The organism is Myroides sp. TSA_177.3, assembly GCF_052691955.1.
Map to the genome: position 1 here is coordinate 95,023 of NZ_JBQZGD010000004.1, position 21,182 is coordinate 116,204.

Annotated in this window: 18 protein-coding genes and 1 tRNA gene; 8 read left to right on the forward strand and 11 right to left on the reverse strand. The window is 35.6% G+C overall.

Translation table 11 applies throughout. The features are described from left to right. Nucleotide 1: 1 nt before the first annotated feature. Nucleotides 2-949, reverse strand: a complete 948-nt coding sequence (locus ACUTSE_RS05925; protein ID WP_445639623.1) for an NADP-dependent oxidoreductase — start codon at nt 947-949, stop codon at nt 2-4. 87 nt (nt 950-1,036) lie between these two features. Here ACUTSE_RS05925 and ACUTSE_RS05930 point away from each other — a divergent pair, with 87 nt between their 5' ends. Continuing rightward, a complete protein-coding gene (locus ACUTSE_RS05930; protein ID WP_445639560.1) occupies nt 1,037-1,876 on the forward strand; it encodes a helix-turn-helix domain-containing protein in 840 nt (279 codons plus the stop codon). Between the two features lie 10 nt (nt 1,877-1,886). Here ACUTSE_RS05930 and ACUTSE_RS05935 read toward each other — a convergent pair whose 3' ends face one another. From ACUTSE_RS05935 to ACUTSE_RS05950, 4 genes are all read right to left on the reverse strand, one after another. Continuing rightward, complete coding sequence (locus ACUTSE_RS05935) at nt 1,887-2,729, reverse strand: hypothetical protein (RefSeq protein ID WP_445639561.1); 843 nt, start codon at nt 2,727-2,729, stop codon at nt 1,887-1,889. A 91-nt stretch (nt 2,730-2,820) separates the two neighbouring features. Further along, nucleotides 2,821-3,453, reverse strand: a complete 633-nt coding sequence (locus ACUTSE_RS05940) for a peroxiredoxin-like family protein (protein WP_445639562.1) — start codon at nt 3,451-3,453, stop codon at nt 2,821-2,823. Nucleotides 3,454-3,791: 338 nt separating this feature from the next. Beyond that, nucleotides 3,792-3,864, reverse strand: a tRNA-Met gene (locus ACUTSE_RS05945). Nucleotides 3,865-4,007: 143 nt separating this feature from the next. Continuing rightward, nucleotides 4,008-4,664 (reverse strand): CatB-related O-acetyltransferase, encoded by a 657-nt coding sequence (locus tag ACUTSE_RS05950; protein WP_445639563.1) that lies wholly within the window; start codon nt 4,662-4,664, stop codon nt 4,008-4,010. 164 nt (nt 4,665-4,828) lie between these two features. Here ACUTSE_RS05950 and era point away from each other — a divergent pair, with 164 nt between their 5' ends. The 3 genes from era to ACUTSE_RS05965 all read left to right on the forward strand — a co-directional run bounded on the left by era (nt 4,829) and on the right by ACUTSE_RS05965 (nt 9,920). Next, complete coding sequence (gene era / locus ACUTSE_RS05955) at nt 4,829-5,716, forward strand: GTPase Era (RefSeq protein ID WP_002987618.1); 888 nt, start codon at nt 4,829-4,831, stop codon at nt 5,714-5,716. A gap of 66 nt (nt 5,717-5,782) precedes the next feature. Continuing rightward, on the forward strand, nt 5,783-7,096 hold the full coding sequence (gene der, locus ACUTSE_RS05960; protein WP_445639564.1) for a ribosome biogenesis GTPase Der: 1,314 nt from the start codon (nt 5,783-5,785) through the stop codon (nt 7,094-7,096). A 61-nt stretch (nt 7,097-7,157) separates the two neighbouring features. Beyond that, the gene (locus tag ACUTSE_RS05965; protein ID WP_445639565.1) at nt 7,158-9,920 is read left to right on the forward strand and encodes an outer membrane beta-barrel protein; all 2,763 of its coding nucleotides are present in this window, start codon (nt 7,158-7,160) and stop codon (nt 9,918-9,920) included. A gap of 54 nt (nt 9,921-9,974) precedes the next feature. On the opposite strand, the gene ACUTSE_RS05970 is transcribed toward ACUTSE_RS05965, so the two are convergent. The 5 genes from ACUTSE_RS05970 to ACUTSE_RS05990 are packed head-to-tail and all read right to left on the reverse strand — an operon-like array spanning nt 9,975 to nt 13,159. Further along, a complete protein-coding gene (locus ACUTSE_RS05970) occupies nt 9,975-10,799 on the reverse strand; it encodes a TPM domain-containing protein (protein ID WP_445639566.1) in 825 nt (274 codons plus the stop codon). Between the two features lie 6 nt (nt 10,800-10,805). Further along, entirely contained in the window at nt 10,806-11,246 is a 441-nt protein-coding gene (locus ACUTSE_RS05975) for a TPM domain-containing protein (RefSeq protein ID WP_115091761.1), read from the reverse strand. 6 nt (nt 11,247-11,252) lie between these two features. After that, nucleotides 11,253-11,837, reverse strand: a complete 585-nt coding sequence (locus tag ACUTSE_RS05980; protein ID WP_002987613.1) for a LemA family protein — start codon at nt 11,835-11,837, stop codon at nt 11,253-11,255. Between the two features lie 15 nt (nt 11,838-11,852). Then, nucleotides 11,853-12,182, reverse strand: a complete 330-nt coding sequence (locus tag ACUTSE_RS05985) for a MerR family transcriptional regulator (RefSeq protein ID WP_002987612.1) — start codon at nt 12,180-12,182, stop codon at nt 11,853-11,855. Beyond that, on the reverse strand, nt 12,182-13,159 hold the full coding sequence (locus tag ACUTSE_RS05990) for a M23 family metallopeptidase (RefSeq protein WP_445639567.1): 978 nt from the start codon (nt 13,157-13,159) through the stop codon (nt 12,182-12,184). The genes ACUTSE_RS05985 and ACUTSE_RS05990 overlap by 1 nt, the downstream gene beginning before the upstream one ends. A 217-nt stretch (nt 13,160-13,376) precedes the next feature. Here ACUTSE_RS05990 and alaS point away from each other — a divergent pair, with 217 nt between their 5' ends. From alaS to ACUTSE_RS06005, 3 genes are read left to right on the forward strand one after another with little or no spacing between them, the layout of a single operon-like run. Continuing rightward, nucleotides 13,377-16,013 carry an alanine--tRNA ligase gene (alaS, locus tag ACUTSE_RS05995; RefSeq protein WP_445639568.1) on the forward strand — a complete coding sequence of 879 codons (2,637 nt, stop codon included), beginning with the start codon at nt 13,377-13,379 and terminating at the stop codon, nt 16,011-16,013. 60 nt (nt 16,014-16,073) lie between these two features. Further along, the gene (locus tag ACUTSE_RS06000) at nt 16,074-17,030 is read left to right on the forward strand and encodes a GSCFA domain-containing protein (RefSeq protein ID WP_445639569.1); all 957 of its coding nucleotides are present in this window, start codon (nt 16,074-16,076) and stop codon (nt 17,028-17,030) included. A 12-nt stretch (nt 17,031-17,042) separates the two neighbouring features. After that, nucleotides 17,043-17,675: a DUF4230 domain-containing protein gene (locus ACUTSE_RS06005; RefSeq protein WP_445639570.1), complete on the forward strand. Its 633-nt coding sequence runs from the start codon at nt 17,043-17,045 to the stop codon at nt 17,673-17,675. A gap of 1 nt (nt 17,676) precedes the next feature. Here the strand turns inward: ACUTSE_RS06005 and ACUTSE_RS06010 are convergent, their stop codons facing one another. Then, complete coding sequence (locus ACUTSE_RS06010; RefSeq protein ID WP_445639571.1) at nt 17,677-19,425, reverse strand: aromatic amino acid hydroxylase; 1,749 nt, start codon at nt 19,423-19,425, stop codon at nt 17,677-17,679. 346 nt (nt 19,426-19,771) lie between these two features. Here ACUTSE_RS06010 and ACUTSE_RS06015 point away from each other — a divergent pair, with 346 nt between their 5' ends. Beyond that, nucleotides 19,772-20,908: a hypothetical protein gene (locus tag ACUTSE_RS06015; RefSeq protein WP_445639572.1), complete on the forward strand. Its 1,137-nt coding sequence runs from the start codon at nt 19,772-19,774 to the stop codon at nt 20,906-20,908. Nucleotides 20,909-21,182: the final 274 nt, after the last annotated feature.

Here is a 21,182-nt window from a genome sequence, read left to right on the forward strand (position 1 = left end):
ATTAAAATTCAATTACTATTTTTCCTACGGTACGTCCGCTTTCTAGTTGGAGATGGGCTTGAGGTAATTCCTCAAAAGAATAAATGTGCGAGAGATGGGGTTTGATATGACCTGTTGCTAATAGTTGAGCAATCTGCTTCATATCCTCTTGACTAGAATACACTGACATAAAATAACAAGCGTGTAGAAATTTAGCTTGTGCCTTTTGTTCATCTTCTTTTGTATGCCCAGAGGGTAGAGCGACAATGGTTCCAAAAGGTTTGAGTATCGCAACGGATTTTTGAAAATTTGAACCTCCAATCGCTTCTAAGACAAAATCAAGGTTACTCAATTCTTTTTCAAAATCAACTTCGTGGTAATCCAGATGCTCGTCTGCGCCCAAAGAAAACACAAAATTCTTATTGGCTGCGGAAGATGTTGCAATAACGTACGCACCAAGGTGTTTCGCGATTTGTACAGCAAAATGTCCAACACCACCAGCAGCGGCATGAATAAGTAAACGATCATGAGGACGTAATTTCCCGTAAGCTGTAAAAGCCTGCCAAGCCGTCAATGCGGCTAGTGTACTCGCAGCAGCTTCTGCATGGGAAATATTGGTAGGTTTTAACGCTAAATGATGAGTGGGTGCAGCGACGTATGCTGCATACGTTTGGCCATGCCCTACAAAGTTGACCATACCAAATACTTCATCTCCAATGGAAAAATCAGTCACATCGCTACCTATTTGTACGACAACTCCTGAAATATCCCATCCTAAAATTAAGGGATGATGTTGAAGCAGCTGTTCCGCTAAGGGAGCTTGACGGGCGCGAACTTTTACATCTACTGGATTGATGCTAATCGCTTTGGTTTGAATGAGTACTTCATTCGCTTGCGGTTGGGGAATTGGAATATCTTTATACTGGAGGTGTTCGATTCCTCCAAATCCTTCTAATGTAATGGCTTTCATCATCTTCTATTTTGTTTTAAGCAAAAATAGACTGATAAAACGAAGTTTATTAGGTATAAATCAAGTGTATTTCGGTATCTTTGCAGTATGGCAAAAGAGAATATGTACCAGGCCCTTGAGGTGTATTATGAAAAAGTAGAGGTTTGTCCTTTGCGCGATAGGCAGTTTAATTTTTTTGAACTCGTTTATGTCATTTCAGGAAAAGGGAGTCATGCTGTAAATGGCAATCGCATTTTATTTAAAGTAGGGGATTTGTTCTTGATTACTCCCCAAGATTGCCATGAATTTGATTTAGAGGGGATGTGTGAATTTATGGTGATTCGTTTTGGCGAATCCTATGTCAAGGAATATCAGTGGAAGAGTATTGATCATATTGAATGCTTGTTGTATTACGCTTCTCATTTATCCGCTTCAGTGTTAGTACATGAAGAAGATAAACGCCTTGTGGCTCAATTGATGCAAACCCTACAAGAAGTATTGAAGGTGGAGTTGATGTATAATGAAGATTTAATTCGGCCAATTGTCAATGCGATATTGGTAATTGCTGCTCGTAATATAGCTCGAATTCAATTGAAACCCCTAGAGGTTACTACCGATGCGAAAATTGTGCAAATACTCAACTACATCCAAGAACACATTCGCGAACCAGAACAGTTGAAAGTGGCCGTAGTTGCAGCGCGTTTTGGACTTTCAGAAACATATTTGGGAAGTTATTTCCGCAAACAAGCAGGCGAATCCTTTCAAGCGTATATCTCAGCATATAAAATTCGACTAATTGAACATCGTTTGCTCTTTAGTGAAATGCGAATCAATGAAATTGTCCATGAATTTGGATTCGCAGATGAAAGTCATTGCAATAAATTTTTCAAACGACATAAAGGAATGAGTATGTCAGCTTTTCGAAAGATGGAAATAGTAAAAAGTTAATAGAACAAAATTAGTTCTCTTTTTGCTTCTCTGAATGTTGAATTATGTTATCGATTGTTTTATTAGATAATGCAACAAAGTCAGATTTTTTAAAATCCCAAATACTCTTGTACTCTTCTGAAACTATGATATGGGTTCCCCAGTTAACGTACGGGGCGTATAGCATTAGGGTACATACATCAGTTGCGGTGGGTAAATGACCCGTTTCAGATGTGTGAGAGTGCATTGTACTTAGAATAGTATGGTTACCTTCTGTTGCTTCGGTTTGGATAGGAATAATATTTTGATGTAATTGTTTTTTTGTACGGATCTTATTTTTTTTATCGAAAGTAATCAGATAATCATTGCCAAAAATGACAACTCCACCCGTAGTTGGGCCAGTAAGAACATAAACTTTTTTCTCCTTTTCATGAATGAGGGGAACCAAGTTTAAATTAGTGTTTTTATATCGTTTAAAAAGCGTGTCGTTAGCAATAGCTTCTAATGCAATTTGCCTAATTGTATACAAATCTAATTCCTTTTGGCTAAAAGGACGTTCTTTTATGTCAACCTTCGCTTGTTGTACGTTATAATCTTTATTAAAAGTAATAGTGCCTAGTACTTGCGGGTTTGGTGTTTTGGAAAAAAAGATACAAATAGAAGCTTCTTCTTCTACATAGGAAAGATAACCTCCAATATTTTCTTTGTTGCTATATTGAGAAAGGAATAGATCTGTACCATACCAAGATGCCATTTCGGAGCGATATAGGCGGATTCCTTCATCAAGAATTTCTTTATGTTGCTTATCTATTTTTGATTGAGCAAAACAAGAGATTAAAGAAAAAGTGAATAAGATGACAATAAAATGTTTCATGGTGAATAAGATGATGTAATTAGCTAAGGTAAAACATTATCTCATTAATATTAAATAAAAAGCATCCCAGGTGGAATGCTTTTTTATGTATTTAAATGTGTGAAATTATTTCATCTATATCAACTCGATTCATATAATTAGAATCGATAAACGTATAAGTAATGGTTCCTGTTTGATCCAATACAAAAACTGCAGGAATTGGTAGTTCATTGTGATCATTTCCATTGAAAGAAGAAAGGGTGATACCTAAATTTTGATAGATAGGAAGTACGAAGTCTTGCAAGGAAAAAGAAATACCCAATTGTTTAGCTAAACTATTGTCTTGATCGGTCAAGACATCAAAACCTAGCGCATGGTTGTTTTTTAATTCTTCATTATACGTTGTCACCTGTGGTGAAATAGCAACTAATGTAGCTCCTTTTAGGTCGTGTAAACGATCTTGTAAAGCTTTTAATTCAAGATTACAGTACGGACACCAATTTCCTCGAAAGAAAGCAAGGATAACACTTCCTTTTTTTAAGAGTTCTTTTAGTTCAACTGGCTGATTAAGCGTATTCGGAAGTTTAAAATTAGGGAAAACTTGGCCTACTTTTGGAGCTTTATTTTCTAATCCTTGACTTTTTAAATCGGCAATAGATTGACCAAAGGCTTCCAGTATCTCTGTAGGTAATTGAGAAGCTAGATTTTCATTTAGCGCTTCAATTTGTTGGGCTAATGTTGTCATGTTTACGATATTTTACCTGCAAATTTTTTGAAATAAAAGCAGAATAGCAATACCGCATATTTTTGTCCCTAAGGGATAAAAAAGTCAATATTAAAGTAGGGTAGGGATGTCGTCAAAAAAAAAGATTAATAAAATAGATGAAGAGATAGGCTTATATAATCTCAGAGGGATGTAAATTGGTCAAAAAGATAATTTTTACATCATTTCCTATTTTACTCTTGTTCCATTCACCGTAAACTGTATTTGCTCCAAGTTTTGTACTTAATCCGTAAACTATCAACAGTTCACCGTAAACCAAAAAAAAGACCTAATCGTTAGATTAAGTCTTTTTGGCTTAGTAGCGGGAACAGGACTCGAACCTGTGACCTTCGGGTTATGAGCCCGACGAGCTGCCTACTGCTCTATCCCGCGCTATTGTGGTACAAAGATACAAACTAATATGAGTACAAACCAAGTAAATCAAAGAAAAACTTTTGATAAAAAAGGCTAAGTTGGCCTTTGTTTGTTCTAATCTGCTGGGCAATAGGGGGATGTGTGGCGATATTTTTTTTAAATTATTTGAGTATGTTGTTCGCTTGGTCGTATAATTGGCTTTTTTCCTCTAAAACAGCAATAGCATTGGCACTGATGTAAGGTTGTAACGCTTTAAATTTCGCTTCAGGCCAATCATAAAGGTTTAATTGTAGTAAGCGTGTGATGGTTGCTTCATCAAATCTCGTTTTGATGGGCTTTGCAGGATTGCCTGCTACAAGTGTATATGGAGCTACATCTTTAGTTACTACTGCTCCGGAGGCAATTATAGCTCCTTCTCCTATCGTAATGCCAGGCATAATCATTGCACGCATACCAATCCAAGCCCCATCGCCAATAGTAGTATCTCCTTTTCCTTCATAAGATTCTACAATGGTTTCAATAAAGGGATATAAGCTAAACCAATCAGTGCGGTGTGTATTGTTACCTCCCATTAAGATTACTGCTTCTGCAGCAATGCAAACATAAGAACCAATATAAAGTTGATCAATGGGCCAAGCGGGTTCCCATTGGCTCGCACTATAAGCATCTCCATATAAATAACGTACAACACTTTCTTCAAATGAACCACTCCAAGCGGCACTGTAATAACTTGTACTTCCTTTAATGTGTATATTGGGATTTTTAACCGTTTCGTGTAAATATTCTACTATCGACCAATGTTTTTGGTTTGTAATCATAAAATTGTATTTGCTTTAAAAAAGATAAAGCTAGTAAAATCGCATATAAATCAAAATTTTGATCCCTAAAAAAGCCTTTTGGGAAGGATTTAAGTCGAGTTCTTTCATTTTTTTTCAACTATCTCATTGATAAAAACTACCTTTGTAGCGAAAAATATATTTTTATGGCACATAAAGCTGGATTTGTGAACATTATAGGTAATCCCAATGTAGGGAAATCTACCCTAATGAATGCATTAGTAGGAGAGCGATTATCAATAATTACATCAAAAGCACAAACAACAAGACATCGTATTCTAGGAATTGTAAATGAAGAGGAGTATCAAATTGTATTTTCGGATACCCCTGGTATTATTAAACCAGCATATGAATTACAAGCTTCGATGATGGACTTTGTAAAATCTGCTTTTGAAGACGCAGATGTCTTGATTTATATGGTAGAGGTTGGAGAAAAAGAATTGAAAGACGAAGCTTTTTTCAATCGAATTATTCACTCTAAAGTGCCTATCTTATTGTTGTTGAATAAAATTGATAAATCCAATCAAGTTCAATTAGAGGAACAAGTAGAATTGTGGACATCAAAAGTGCCTAATGCTGAGATTTTTCCTATTTCGGCTTTAGAAAAATTTAATACACAAGCCGTATTTGATCGCATTTTGGAGCTAATTCCAGAATCGCCACCTTATTATGCAAAGGATGCTTTGACAGATAAGTCAGAACGTTTCTTTGTTAATGAAATCATTCGCGAGAAGATTTTATTGAATTACGATAAAGAGATTCCTTATGCCGTAGAAGTTGAGACAGAAGAATTCTTAGAAGAAGAGGAGATCATTCGCATCAAAGCCATTATTATGGTGGAACGCGATACACAAAAGGGAATTTTGATTGGTCATAAAGGAGCTGCATTGAAAAAGGTAGGAATTGCTGCCCGTATAGAAATGGAGAAATTCTTTGATAAAAAAGTGCATTTAGAGCTTTTTGTGAAGGTGAATAAAGATTGGAGATCGAGCGATTATCAGTTGAAACGTTTCGGATACAATCAAAAAAAATAGAGAAATTAAATAATAGCGTCAAATATTGCATTGAAATATTAACTTTGCGAGATATTTAAATAGTATATGAGTAGTATAGTAGCCATAGTTGGGAGACCAAACGTAGGGAAATCCACTTTCTTTAATCGCTTGATTCAAAGGAGAGAGGCAATTGTAGATTCGGTTAGCGGGGTAACCCGTGATAGAAACTACGGCAAATCAGAATGGAATGGAAGAGAGTTTTCTGTCATTGATACAGGAGGATATATAAAAGGTTCTGATGATGTTTTTGAAGAAGAAATCAGACGCCAAGTAGCATTAGCTATTGAAGAGGCTGATGTTATCATATTTGTAGTTGATGTAGAGGAGGGAATTACTCCAATGGATGCTGAGGTAGCTAAATTATTACACCGTGAAACAAAACCTGTTTTTGTTGCAGTGAATAAGGTAGATAGTGGAAAGCGCATGGAAGATACCTATGAGTTCTACAATTTAGGATTGGGTGAAATTTATCCAATTGCCGGAATGAGCGGTAGTGGAACAGGTGATTTATTAGATGAAGTAATCAAAGTATTACCAGAAGAGGAAGTAAGAGAAGAGAGTGAAGATGGTGATCTACCTCGTTTTGCAGTAGTAGGGCGTCCAAATGCTGGAAAATCAAGTTTTATCAATGCTTTAATTGGTGAAGATCGTTATATCGTAACAGATATTGCTGGTACAACAAGAGATGCTATTGATACGCGTTTTACTCAATTTGGATTTGACTTTAATTTAGTTGATACTGCGGGGATCCGTAGAAAGACAAAAGTAAAAGAAGATTTGGAGTTCTATTCTGTTATGCGTTCTATTCGCGCTATCGAACACAGTGATGTTTGTATCCTGATGGTAGACGCTACGAGAGGGTTTGAAGGACAAGATCAAAATATTTTCTGGTTAGCAGAGAAAAATAGAAAAGGAATTGTTATTTTAGTAAATAAGTGGGACTTGATTGACAAGGACACACTAACGTCAAAACAATTCGAGGATAAAATTCGCGAAAGCATTGCTCCGTTTACGGATGTGCCTATTGTGTTCACGTCAACTATTACAAAACAACGTTTATTAAAAGCGTTAGAAACTGCAGTTCAAGTATATGAAAATAGAAAAAATCGCATTTCTACGTCTAAATTTAATGAAACGATGTTGCCAATCATTGAGCATACTCCTCCTCCAGCAATCAAAGGAAAGTATATCAAGATTAAATATTGTATGCAGTTGCCAACACCATCGCCTCAATTTGTGTTTTTTGCTAATTTACCTCAATATATTAAAGATCCTTATAAAAGGTTTGTTGAGAATAAATTACGCGAAATCTATGACTTTAGCGGTGTGCCTATAGATATCTATTTTAGACAAAAATAATTGTAATTATACTAAAATATACGGTCTTTGTTTGTGAGAACAAAGACCGTTTTTTATTGCTATGAAGAAACTAATTTGCATCTTAACTGTTCTTATTACCCAGCTGATATTCAGCCAATCAACAGTTATCTTCAAAGGTCAATTGACAGATTCTGTGAAAAATCCATTAGAAGCCGTTACGGTTTATCTCGTGAAAGAAAAAGACAATGCTGTACTAGAATACAATATGTCGAATGCGGAAGGAAAGTTTGATTTAAAAATAAAACTCCCAGAGGAAAAAATACTCTTCAAAGCTAGTATGGTTGGATTCAAACCTTATACTAAAGCAATAGAGAAAACAGGAGAATCGACCTATGATTTAGGAGTGATACGCTTACAAGAATTGGTAACTAGTTTGGATGAATTAGTTATTACAGCAGATGTTCCTCCAATTCGCGTGAAAAAAGATACCTTAGAGTTTAATGCGTCTTCTTTTTCCGTTCGCCCTGATGCTAATCTTGAACAATTGTTGAAGCAATTGCCCGGTTTTCAGATTGATGAAGACAAGAAGATTACTGTAAATGGGAAAGAAGTAAAGGAGATATTGGTTAATGGAAAACCATTTTTTGGAGAAGATGGCAAAATTGCTTTAGAAAATTTGCCTTCGGAAATCATCAATAAAGTTCAAGTAACAGATAAGAAAACGAAAAAAGAAAAATTTACTGGAGAGCGAGCAAAATCAGAAGATGCCAGTATCAACATTACGATTGATGAAGAGCATAATAAGGGATACTTCGGAAAGATAACTGGAGGGTATGGCTCAGATGAACGATATGAAAGTAGTTTGTTCTTTAATACGTTTTTCGATAAAACTCAGTTGAATGTGATAGGTTCTGCTAATAATATTAATGCTGTTGGCTTTTCAATGGATGAGGTGTTTGATAATATGCGGATGGGGAAGAGCTCGGGCGGAATTACAGAATCGAGAATGTTGGGGGTAAACTTCGTACAAGATGTCAATACCAAGCTGAAGGTTAACGGTAGTTATAATTACAATTTTTCGGATACTGAAAGTAAAAATCGATCAACAGTAACACAGTTTTTACCTTCTGGAGAGTTTGTGAATAATTCTGAATCGGCATCTAATAGCGACTCGGAAGGGCATTCTGCGAATGTGTCGATAGATTATATAGGGGAGAAGGATTCCTTTTATATTATGCCTAATTTTCAAACCAACTATTCCCGTTCAGTAACGAGCTCGAAAGATCAAGCCCTTAATGAAGTAGGGGAGTTGTTGAATGATAGCGAATCTAATGCAACAAGTAAGGGGGATAGTAATTCTTTTTCCAATGCCATGCGCTATATGCGAAAATTGAAAAGAGATCGACAGTTCTTTACACTTGAATTTATGAACACAAATAGTATAAATACGAGTGATGCGCTACAAGAATCAACGACGCGTTTTTATAAATCGGAACAAGAAGATGATATTCGTCGCCAATTTCAAGCACAAAACAATACCAATGATACCTACCGTTTTGCAATGGAGTATAGTCAGCCGATTACAGATTCATTGACGTTGTTGGTGGGAAGTAATTGGGATCGAAATCAAACAATTACGGATTCAAAAGTATTTGATTATGATGAAGCAACACAGGAGTATTCAGAGTTAAATACATTGCAAACGAATCGTTATAATACAGTTCAAACAACAGTAGCACCCTACGTAGGATTGAATTATAAATATAAAAAGTGGTTTGCTGATTTTAATACGTCTACGAATATTGTAAAGAATAGTGTAGAAGCCCTATATAACAATCAGATTTACTCTTTGGATAAGAAATATATCGACCCAAATGTGCGTCTTAATTTGAGTTATGCTATGGGAAGGGGGAGTTATTTCTGGATGATGTATAACTATAATGTCAGCTATCAAAGTGCAGCGCAATTGTTAGATATTGTAGATATAAGTAATCCACTACATACGTCGGTAGGAAATCCTGATTTGCGCCCAACAGGGAATCATGGAGTGAATCTGAGTTACCGATCGTATAACTTCCAAACGCGATCAGGTTATTCCCTGAATGGTAATATCAACTTCATGAATAATAGCATTGTGAATGCTGTAGATTACGACGAGGATAGAAAGAGTATTTCTACTTATAAAAACGTTTCTGGAGCATATAATTGGTCTTTATATGGATCTTGGTATCGATCAGAAAAATGGGAGGCTTTGACGATGCGTTATGGTGTTAATTTGCGTTACAATCAGAATGTCAATAAAGGATATATTGATGGAGTAACGTATGATGCAATTACCAATGGAATAAGCCCAAGAGTATATGTGAATTTGGATTACGGAGAATTGTTTCGAATTTCACCTTCGTATAACTACAATAGAAGTTGGTCGAGCTATAAGAATTTTACTATAGATCGTGCAAGTAATTTCGTTCACAATGCAGCATTGGAAACAGTGGTGTATTGGCCGAGTAAATTCACGATAGGAAATGATTTTACGTATACCTATAATTCTCAAATTGCTTCAGGCTACAATCGAGATTTCTATATGTGGAATGTGAGTTTAGCGTATGAGTTTTTTAATGACCGCTTTAAAGCTAAAGTTAAAGTATATGATATGTTGAATCAAAATACAAGTTCAAGACGAACAATTGACGCGACATCTATTGTGGATTCAGAAAGTTTAGTGCTTAAACGCTATGTGATGTTTTCCTTGACGTATAGTTTAAAAGCGTTTGGAAGTAAAGAAATGAGAGGGAATAGAGGAGGCTTTGGCGGACCAGGAGGAAGCCGTAGAGGAACTGTTATACAAAGAGGAGGATATTAAAAATAAATAAGGGGGATGTTGATCAACATCCCCCTTATTGTTTTATTTGATGGATTACCAGCTTCCACTTGATCCACCACCAGAGAAACCTCCACCTCCGAAGCCGCCGCCAAATCCGCCGCCGCCGCCAAAGCTTCCACCTCCACCAAAACCTCCGCCTCCGGAGCTTCTGCCAAGGTTACTGAGGATAACCATGCTGGTTAAATCATCTAAGAAACCACGGTGACCAGAGTTACCTCGACCACCTCCATTGTTTTTTCCTTTGTTAAATAGAATTGTACCCACTATCAAAGCGATAATCGCTATCAAGCAAAATAATCCCCCTATTTCATTGTCGCCATCCATACGAGCATCTTTATCCGCTTGGTATGTTCCGGCAAGCATTTCCATAATTCCATCTACTCCTTCATTGAGACCCGCATAGTAATCCCCTCGTTTAAATTCGGGAATAATCCTATTTCGAATCAATTCTCCTCCTTGTCCTGCTGTAATTTGCACTTCAGCACCATACCCTGGGTAAATACCTATTTGTCTTTCTTCCGCAGCCATTAGGATTAAAACACCATTGTCTTTCCCTTTTTTACCAATACCCCAGGTTTGTCCCCATTTAGGTCCTAGAATACCAATACTCTCTCCTTTTAGAGAAGGAATGATAATGACTACAATCTGCGTTGAGGTTGTGTCACTATAGTTGATTAACTTTTGTTCTAATGCTTTATTTTGTTGACTGCTTAGAAGTTGAGCATAATCATAAACTGCTGTTTGTTTCGTACCCGTAGGCTTGGTTGGAATATCAAATTGCGCATAATTGACTTGCGACCAAAGTAAAAGGAAAGCAAATACAACAAATGATAGGACTCTGTTCTGTAGTTTTCGCATGTTGAGTTAAGCTTTTGATATTTCGTTTGATAGTTCATTTTTGTTTTCGCCTTCAGCAGGGAAATACACTTTTAATTGACTACCTGCTTTGAGAATTCCATAAATAAGCCCCTGTTTGAATAATCCTTGTTTGAAGTGATTAATAACAAGTTCTTTGGTTCCTTCCCAAAAATTTTCTGCCTTTACGCGTTGATCAATTCCTTTGTCGCCAAGAATCACAAAAGCTTTGGAGCTTAAACAGATATAGAACAAAACCCCATTTGCATGTGTGGTTTTGTCCATAGCAAGTTCAAAAAATACTTCCTGAGCTCTTGTATAGGGTTCTTTTGTTGTTTTTGTTTCAATGTGAACCCTGATTTCTCCTGTGGTATTTTTCTCCGCTTGTGTAATGGCCGCTATAATTTCTTGTTCATCCGAAGGACTTAGAAATTGATGAATTGGTTGCATAATTAATTAGAATTTTACTTTTGGTGCATTTTCAGCTCCAGCTTCTGCTTTAAAGAATGGTCGTTCTGCATAGCCATTCAAGAAAAATTTATTAGGTACTTTTAAAATATATCCATTATACACTTGTACTGTCTCATTGAAGCGACTACGCTGTGTAAAGATTTGATTTTCAGTACTCGCTAATTCATCTTGTAATTTCAAGAAGTTTTGATTCGTTTTTAAGTCAGGATATTTTTCTACCGTAACTAATAAACGTCCCAATGCGCTAGAAACTCCAGATTGTGTTTGCTGGAAGTTTGCTAATTGTGCTTCTGTCATATTTGTTGGATCAATCGAAACGGAAGTTGCCTTCGCTCTTGCATTCACAACTGCTTCTAAGGTTGATTTCTCAAAATCAGCTGCTCCTTTTACTGTTTCTACTAAGTTTCCAATTAAGTCATTTCTTCTTTGGTAGGCACCTTCAACATCTGCCCATGATTTATCCACGGCTTGTTTGTGTCCTAAAGCTGTATTTTGATAATTCATGGATAACAAGAAGTATCCGCCAATTAATACAACTAATACGATGATAATAGGTAACGCTTTTTTCATTTGCTTTTTTCTGTTTTAAAGTTCGTTTTTTATACTTATTAATGTTTCTTTGATGTATTCTAATCGCTTGATGATTTCAAGGTTGTCCACGGCTTCTTTTGGTTTGAGTTTTAGTTGTTCCTTGGCTCCCTCTAAGGTGAATCCTCTCTCTTTGACTAGATGGTAAATTAATTCAAAGTTTTTGACATCCTGCTGCGAGAACATGCGATTCCCTTTGGCATTCTTTTTGGGCTTGATGATGTCAAATTCTTTTTCCCAAAAACGAATCAAAGAAGTGTTGACGTCAAAAGCTTTTGCAAGCTCGCCAATACTGTAATATCTTTTTTCAGGTAAATTAACTTTCATTAGTCTAGAGATTGATTTTCGTGATTAGCTTCTTGTAATAATAATTCAAATTCTTTGGCTGAAATATCGCCATAGTAGTAATTCAATGGATTCACAGGATTTCCTTTGTAGTGAACTTCATAGTGTAAATGCGGACCAGAACTTCGCCCTGTACTTCCTGCATAACCGATGATGTCCCCTCTTTTTACGGTTTGTCCTTGTTTAACGTTATACTTACTCAAGTGGGCATAACGCGTTTGATATCCATATCCGTGTTCCACCTCAATTAAATTTCCATAACCAGAAAGTTGATTGTTGGCTCTTGTTACTCGCCCATCTCCCGTAGCATAAATAGGGGTTCCAATGTTGACAGAAAAGTCCATACCCGAGTGGAACTTCTTAATCTTCGTAAAAGGGTCACTGCGATAACCATAACCTGAAGCCATGTGTTTTAGACTTTCATTCTTTACGGGTTGAATAGCCGGAATAGCCGCTAATAATTTTTCTTTTCCTTTTGCTAGATTAATGATATCATCCAATGAACGTGATTGTATTGCGGTTTGTTTAGCAATGAGATCGATTTTTTCAGTTGTCAATCGCAATAGCTTTTCGTTTTGTAAGTTTTTAAACTCTTTATAGCGATTAATTCCTCCCAATCCCGCTTTGCGTTGCTCCTCTGGAATAGGAGCGGTGTTGAAGTAAGCCCTGTAGATTTCGTTATCACGAACTTCAAGTTCATCTAAAACTTCCGCAATAAGATCAATTTTTTTATTGAGTAAGGTATAGTTGGTTTTAAATTCTGCAACCTCTCTTTCTAACATCTTCTCTTTGGGTGTCGCTAGGATATTGGAATTAATTAAAATAAATAATCCCAATAAACCAAAGGCAGCCGCAGATAGGATAAACAAGAATATGTTTACGATTCTCTTAGAAGATTTGGGGCGTATTCTGTGAAACGCTAACTTTTCGGAATCGTAATAATATTTTACCTTAGCCATAATTTAAAAAACACTATTTTTGCACTAATTTTGTAAACACCCTTGTTTGGTTTAAAAAGGCGTTAAACAACAAATTTAAACAATGTTTTGGTTTAATACTTGGTTAAATAACAAATGGGAATAAAAAATTAACACATTTTGTTGGTCAATACAGGGTTATACAATACAATTAGCAAGTTATTTAAATGTTTGATAGAAAATATTAGTTTCCGAAAATATGAAATCACAAGAAATTCGTCAGAAGTTTTTAAACTTTTTTGAAGAAAAGGGACATTTAATCGTTCCTTCAGCACCGATCGTTTTAAAAGACGATCCAACTCTAATGTTTAACAACTCTGGGATGGCCCAGTTTAAAGAATATTTTTTAGGAAACGCCACGCCGAAAAGCAAACGTATAGCAGATACACAAAAATGTTTACGTGTTTCTGGAAAGCACAATGATTTAGAAGATGTAGGTTTCGACACGTATCACCATACGATGTTCGAGATGTTAGGGAACTGGTCATTTGGAGATTACTTCAAAAAAGAAGCAATCGCTTGGGCATGGGAATTTTTAACGGAAGTTTTAAAACTAGAAAAAGATCGCCTATATGTGTCCGTTTTCGAAGGAAATCCTGCTGAAAATGTACCATTTGATCAAGAGGCTTTTGATCTTTGGAAACAGTATGTAGCTGAAGACCGTATTATTCTAGGAAATAAAAAAGATAACTTTTGGGAAATGGGAGATCAAGGGCCTTGCGGACCTTGTTCTGAAATTCACATTGATTTGCGTACTGATGCAGAAAGAGCAGCCGTTTCAGGTTTTTCTTTAGTTAATGCGGATCACCCTCAAGTAGTAGAGATTTGGAATAACGTATTCATGGAATTCAACCGTAAAGCGGATGGTTCTTTGGAGAAATTACCAGCTCAGCATGTGGATACTGGAATGGGATTTGAGCGTTTGTGTATGGCTATGCAAGGCGTAACATCTAACTATGACACAGATGTATTTACACCTTTAATCCGAAAAGTAGAAGAAATCACTGGATTGAAATACACAGACAATACAGTAAAAGACATTACAGAACAACAAAATAAAACCAATATTGCCATTCGCGTAATCGTGGATCACGTTCGCGCAGTTGCTTTCGCTATTGCTGATGGACAATTACCATCAAATAATGGAGCGGGGTATGTTATTCGCCGTATTTTACGTCGTGCAATTCGCTACGGATTTACGTTTTTAGGAACAAAAGAACCTTTTATCTACCAATTAGTGGAAGTGCTAGCGGTACAGATGGGAGCTTTCTTCCCTGAAATCGTTGCACAAAAAACGTTGGTTGAAAATGTAATCAAAGAAGAAGAAGCTTCATTCTTGCGTACGTTAGAACAAGGATTACATTTATTGGATCAAGTGATTGAGAAAACGAATGGAAAGGTAGTAGATGGAGCAAAAGCATTTGAATTGTATGATACTTTTGGATTCCCTATTGACTTAACAGCATTAATCCTAAGAGAAAAAGGATTCGAATTAGATGAGAAAGGATTTGAAGTTGCTATGAATGAACAAAAGACACGTTCAAGAGCAGCATCAGAAGTATCTACCGATGACTGGACGATTCTAATTGGCGGTAATGTAGAGCAATTTGTTGGTTACGATCAATTAGAAAATCAAGTAAAAATTACGCGTTACAGAAAAGTAGATAGCAAGAAAGATGGAAAATTATTCCAGTTGGTACTTGATTCGACGCCATTCTATCCAGAAGGGGGAGGTCAAGTAGGAGATTGTGGATTAATCGTTTCTGCGAATGAGGCTATTCAGGTTATTGATACTAAAAAAGAAAACAATTTAATTTTACATATTGTAAGAGAATTGCCTGCTAATGTAGAAGGAACTTTTACAGCAAAAGTAGATGTAGAGGCTCGTCAACAATCCATGGCGAACCACTCAGCAACACACTTATTGCACCAAGCGTTGCGTACCATTTTAGGAACGCATGTAGAGCAAAAAGGTTCTTTAGTGTCTCCTACACATTTGCGTTTTGACTTTTCGCACTTTGCTAAAGTTACTGAAGAGGAATTACAACAAGTGGAAGATTTCGTTAACAGTCGTATTCACGAGCAATTACCGTTAATTGAAAGACGCAGTATTCCTTTTAATCAAGCTGTAGCTGAAGGTGCAATGGCACTTTTTGGTGAGAAATACGGAGATGAAGTACGTGCTATTCGCTTTGGTGAAAGTATGGAATTATGTGGAGGAACGCACGTTCAAAATACTGCTGATATTTGGCAGTTTAAAATTGTAAGTGAAGGGGCTGTAGCAGCTGGAATTCGCCGTATTGAAGCGATTACTAATAAAGCGGCACGAGCTTTTTATGCAGATCAAGAAAATACGCTAAAAGAATTAAAAGCAGTATTAAAAAATCCACAAGATACATTGAAAGCAGTTGTGGCTCTACAAGATGAAAATGCAAAACTTAAAAAGCAAGTTGAGCAATTGTTGAAAGAGAAAGCTAAAAATCTAAAAGGAGAGTTGAAAGGACAAATTCAACTGATCAATGAAGTGTCTTTCTTAGCTGTAGAAGTAGATTTAGATGCGAATGGAGCAAAAGACTTAGCTTATGAATTAGGAAGTGAGTTGACTAATCTTTATGTGGTGTTTGGATCTAATGCCAATGATAAACCAATGTTAACGTGTTACGTTTCTAAAGAAATTGTTGAGGCAAAAGGATTAAATGCAGGTCAAATCGTTCGTGAGTTAGGAAAATACATCCAAGGGGGTGGAGGAGGACAAGCTTTCTTCGCAACAGCAGGAGGTAAAAATCCAGCTGGAATAAAAGAAGCTATCAGTCATGCTATTGATTATTTGAAATAATATAATGATAAAAAAAAGATTCCTATTCGTAGGAATCTTTTTTTCTTATACCTAGTAGAAATGAATTTCAGTACCGTTGTTCCCTTATCCTATACAGGAAAAAAGATTACTTATGAAGATAAAATCCTTTGTCTAGGCTCTTGTTTTGCTGTAAATATTGGAGAGAAGTTTAAAGCGTATCAATTTCAGCAAACCATCAATCCTTTTGGTATTTTATTTCATCCAAAGGCTATAGAAAAGTTGGTGGAATATGCCGTGAAAGGGTATGAGTTTACTGCTTCAGATGTTTTTGAACACCAGGAAATTTGGAGTTCTTTTGTTGCGCATTCTGATTTAAATGAACTGGAGCAAGAGGATATCGTTACTAAATTGAATGTCAAATTATTCGATTTGCAGGTCGCTTTACGAGAAAGTGCTTTCATTACACTTACTTTTGGTACAGCTTGGGTATATGCGGTAAAAGAAACTGGAGAAATTGTAGCAAATTGCCATAAAGTACCCAATACACAGTTTGAGAAACGCTTGCTCTCTTATGAAGAAGTGTTGGTAAGCTATCAACACATCATTACGTTGATTCGCACGGTGAATAGTGAGGCACAAATTTTGTGTTCTATATCACCTGTACGTCATATCAAAGATGGTTTTGTGGAGAATCAACGCAGTAAAAGTATTTTACTTGCTGCTTTGCACTGTGCATTTGATGCTTTACAAGATACGAAAGTAAGCTATATTCCCGTTTATGAAATGATGATGGATGAATTACGCGATTATCGTTTCTATAAGGAAGATTTGATCCACCCCAATGCTATTGCAATTCAATACATCTGGGAACGCTTTGTTGCGCATTATATCGATGAACAAATGTATGCTGTAATGAAAAAAGTAGATGAGGTTCAGAAAGGATTGAATCATCGCCCTTTTAATCCAACTGCAGAACAACATTTGAAGTTTTTAGATACGTTAATTGAAAAAATTGACGATTTATTAGAGCGTTATCCGTTTATGAGTTTTAGATAATTAGTGTAGGTTATGAGAAAAGTATTCAAAGTTGTATTTTCTTTCTTTATTGTGCTATTCTTCATGTTTATGGGAGTAGTGGTTTATCAATATACATTCGGTAAATCAACGAGTAACGTAGAATATAATTCGGATTTGATTCAGGAACAATTGAAAAACGTGAGTAAATTGATTGTGACTGAAGCGAATTACACACAAGTCATGACCTATCAAGATCAACAGAAGTATTTGTTGAATCTTGTTTCTTTTACAAAAAAAGCAGTGGTTATTGTCAATGCAAAAGCAACAGTGGAGTATGATTTAACGCAATTGCAATACCAAATTGATGAAGAGCACAAGGTGGTTCAGTTGTTGCATATTCCAGAACCAGAAATTCACATTTATCCAGATTACAAATTATACGACGTAGAAACGAGTACATTCAATCCATTTACGGGAGAAGATTACAATAAGATTAATGCCAAGATAAAAGAGGATTTACAACGCAAGATTGAGCAATCTAGCTTAAAGTCAAATGCAGAAAATCGCTTAACAAGTGAATTGGGAAAATTATTAGTCGTGACTAATATGTTGGGATGGCGTTTGGAATATCAAGGAAACACCATAAAAAAAGAAAGTGACTTGTCAGTCACTTTCCCTATGTAAATTATGCTTGTTCAATGATACTTACTCCGTCTACAATCAAATGAGCAACCTTTGGCCTTTCAACTTTTAATTGTTCTAGACGATTCATCGCTTTTTGATAGAGCGCTTCCTCTTTGTTTTGTTTAGCTAGTTCTAGAATCTCAACAGTTAACAACCAATCTGAAGAATAAGTTGAAATCAACGTATCTAAAATGGTGTTTAAATCAGTTGCTTTGTTGTCTTCACGCATCAAACGGACCGCTTGGTAAAGTCCTTCTAATTTTATTTTTTCTTCGTCTCTTTTGGCTTTAATTGTTTTAGATGAAGGAACGTGGTTGACTAAATCAAAACTCTTATAGTCTGCAGGTCCAGAAAAAGCAGAAATTATATCTGCACCCACGGCCATATCATATGTACCCCATTCAGGTTGGAATAAAACTGTATCGCCGTGTTTAACCGTACAATCTCTAAAGCTAATTAAAATAATTTTGCCATGGATATTGCGGATACCTGTAATATTTGTTCCAGATACGGTAATATCGCCCTCAAATTCTAATGTTACGGGTTGTCCTTCAAATAAGTTATAGGCTTTTAAATCACGTGGACTCATATCTTCAATGGCTAAGTTGATGCCTTTTAAACGACCTAAAGCCGTACCAAAACCATGAGGATGTGTTTCTGTTCCGTGTCCAACGAGTTCTTTTTCTCTATAAGATAATGCTGTGGCTCCAGTTGTTTGTACATATGCAGGCTTACCTTCATGTTCAATTACATTAGTAAAGTGTCCTGAAATCTGAATACCCGTATTCAATTCAATAGTACCTAAGGCTTTAGAGTCAATTAATTTCTGAATTCCTTCTAATCCACCTTTGCGCAATGCCATTTTGTTGGCGAAATTCTCTAAGACTTCACTTAAAAATGCGAAATCTGGTGTTACATAGAGTTGAGGTTGAGGTTTAGTGATGTCAAAACCTTGAGTAGCAGATTCAATTGTGTATGGTAGTTTAACTACGTTATCCGTCATACACCAAGCGCTCTCTCCAATAGAAGACAATAGTCCAGCCCCGTATATTTTAGGATTGTCCACGGTTCCAATTAAACCATATTCTACAGTCCACCAGTGCAAGTTTCGAATTAAAGCCATTTCTGATGGTGCTGTTGTAATTGCTTGTAAGCGATCAACTTCATCTTCTGCCTTTTTAATATCTTCTTCAGCTACACCTTCTGCTTCTTTTAAGATGGATAATAAACGGATAGCTTCGTAAATTTCATAATCATGAGCAGATGAAATGGCTTTACAGCCAATTTCTCCAAAACGTCTTAAGTATTCTGCGTATTCAGGATTAGCAATAATAGGAGCATGCCCAGCTCCTTCGTGAATGATATCAGGAGCAGGAGTGTATTCAATATTTTCTAATTGTCTAATGTCTGAAGCAATAACAAGTACTTTGTAGGCTTGAAATTCCATAAAGGCATTAGGTGGAATAAAACCATCTACTGCGACAGCTGCCCAACCAATTTCCTTTAAGATTCTATTCATACCATACATACTTGGAATTGATTCAACCGAGATTCCCGTTTTACTTAATCCTTCCAAATAAGTGTCGTGAGCTACTTTAGATAGGTAGTCGACGTTTTTACGCATGACGTAGCGCCATACCGCTTGGTTGATAGGAGTATAGTCCTCATAGTCTTGTGGCTTGATGAATTGCTTCAAGTGAGGAGGTAATCGGTCTATTAATTCGTTGCTTTCGTATTCTTTTGCGTTCATAGTATTCTAAAAGTAGTTTGGTTGCGGTAAATATAAGGAAAAAGATGAATGTATTAAAAGCTCTTATTTTTTCAAGTGATAAAGAGGTAATAATTGAAACAGAAAGAATATTTTACGATTTATAAAATGTTAAAATGTGGTAATGATAATTATATGGTTAAAGATTTTATTTTATAGGGATTAATATGTTAAATTTTTTGTCTAAAAATAAGGTTTATTGTATAATATTTAGGTGTTAGTTTAGAATGTTAGGGAACATTAAAGATAATATTAACTAATTTTTTTTTTAGTTTCAAAAATGTTTTTATATTGCAACACAATTATTAACTAATTAAAGCAAATATTTATGAAAAAATTATTTATGTTTTTGGCTGTAGCTGGTTTGGCTACATTCGGAGCTTCTTGTAGCAGCGACGATAGCAAAAATGATGATCCAAAGCAAAAAGACTTAGTTTTATCAGGAAAAACTGACGTAAAAGAAGGTGACGCTGTTACATTTACAGTAAAAGTAGGTGACAAAGCAGAAGCTGGAACTGATCTTTATGTTGCAGGTGAGAAAGTTTCAAACCCATACACTTTTACTAAAAAAGGAGAATACAAAGTTCAAGCTAAGAAAAATGGTTTCAATGACAGTAACGTATTAACTGTTAAAGTATCAGAGAAAGATATTGTAACTCCAGATCCTAAAACATTAGTATTGTCAGTAGCTGGTGCTTCTGAAGTAGAAGAAGGAGCAGAAGTGAACTTTATTGTTAAAGATGGTTCTGGTGCTGTTGTAGCTGGAGTAGTGATTAAAAAAGGTACTGAAGTTGTATCAAATCCTTGGATTGCAGCTGGAGAAGGTACATTTAAATTCGTAGCTTCAAAAGAAGGATATGAAAATAGTAATGAAGTTTCAGTTAAAGTTAATGCATCTACAGTTGCTGGTGAAAATCAATTAGTTTTAGAAGGAATTACATATAATTTAGATTTCTCTCAAATGACAATTAATGGTGTTAAACAAACTGATGGGACATTTTTACCAAAACAATACCCATTAAATGGAGGTGGTTTTGCTTACATTTATGGTGTAAACATTATTGACCAAACGGAAGCAAATTGGAATAGCCGTAAAATTTTCACAAGATTTGAATTTGCTATCCCTCAAGTAGCAGGACAGGCTACAAAGAATCCTTTTAATACACCTGTTTCAGAGTGGATAATTATAGATTTATTTGCAATTAAAGGACAAGAAGTTTATTCAGATGTAACTGAAGATACAACATTCAGAGTAGCAGCTGTTTTAGAGAATACAGTTTTTATGTTGGATTCTCAAGGAGAATTTACACAACCAACTGCTAATAAATATGATATAAAGTATAATAAAACAACTGATGCTTTATATTATAGTGAAGTTCCAGCTGGGGATGCTAGTTTAACTGCAGTAAAAGCAAACAAAAAGTCTAATAGAGTAGCTAAAGTTGCTACAGTAAGAGCGAACTAGTTTCAAGTAAAAAAATAATAAATAGAATAATAGGGGTGCCTCAAACTTGAGACACCCCTATTTTTTATTCAAGCAATTGAACGAGAGTTGCTTTGTGTGTATAGTTTTCTTAGATATAGATATGTTGAATTATTTTTTCATATTGAATAGGATATATACATTGTTTATATATTTATGTTTTATAAATTGATTGTTTATTAAAGAAAAAAAATGATTATTTATATATAATAGGTGTTTTAGTTGTTTTGTAATTGTAGTTTTATGAGTAATAACG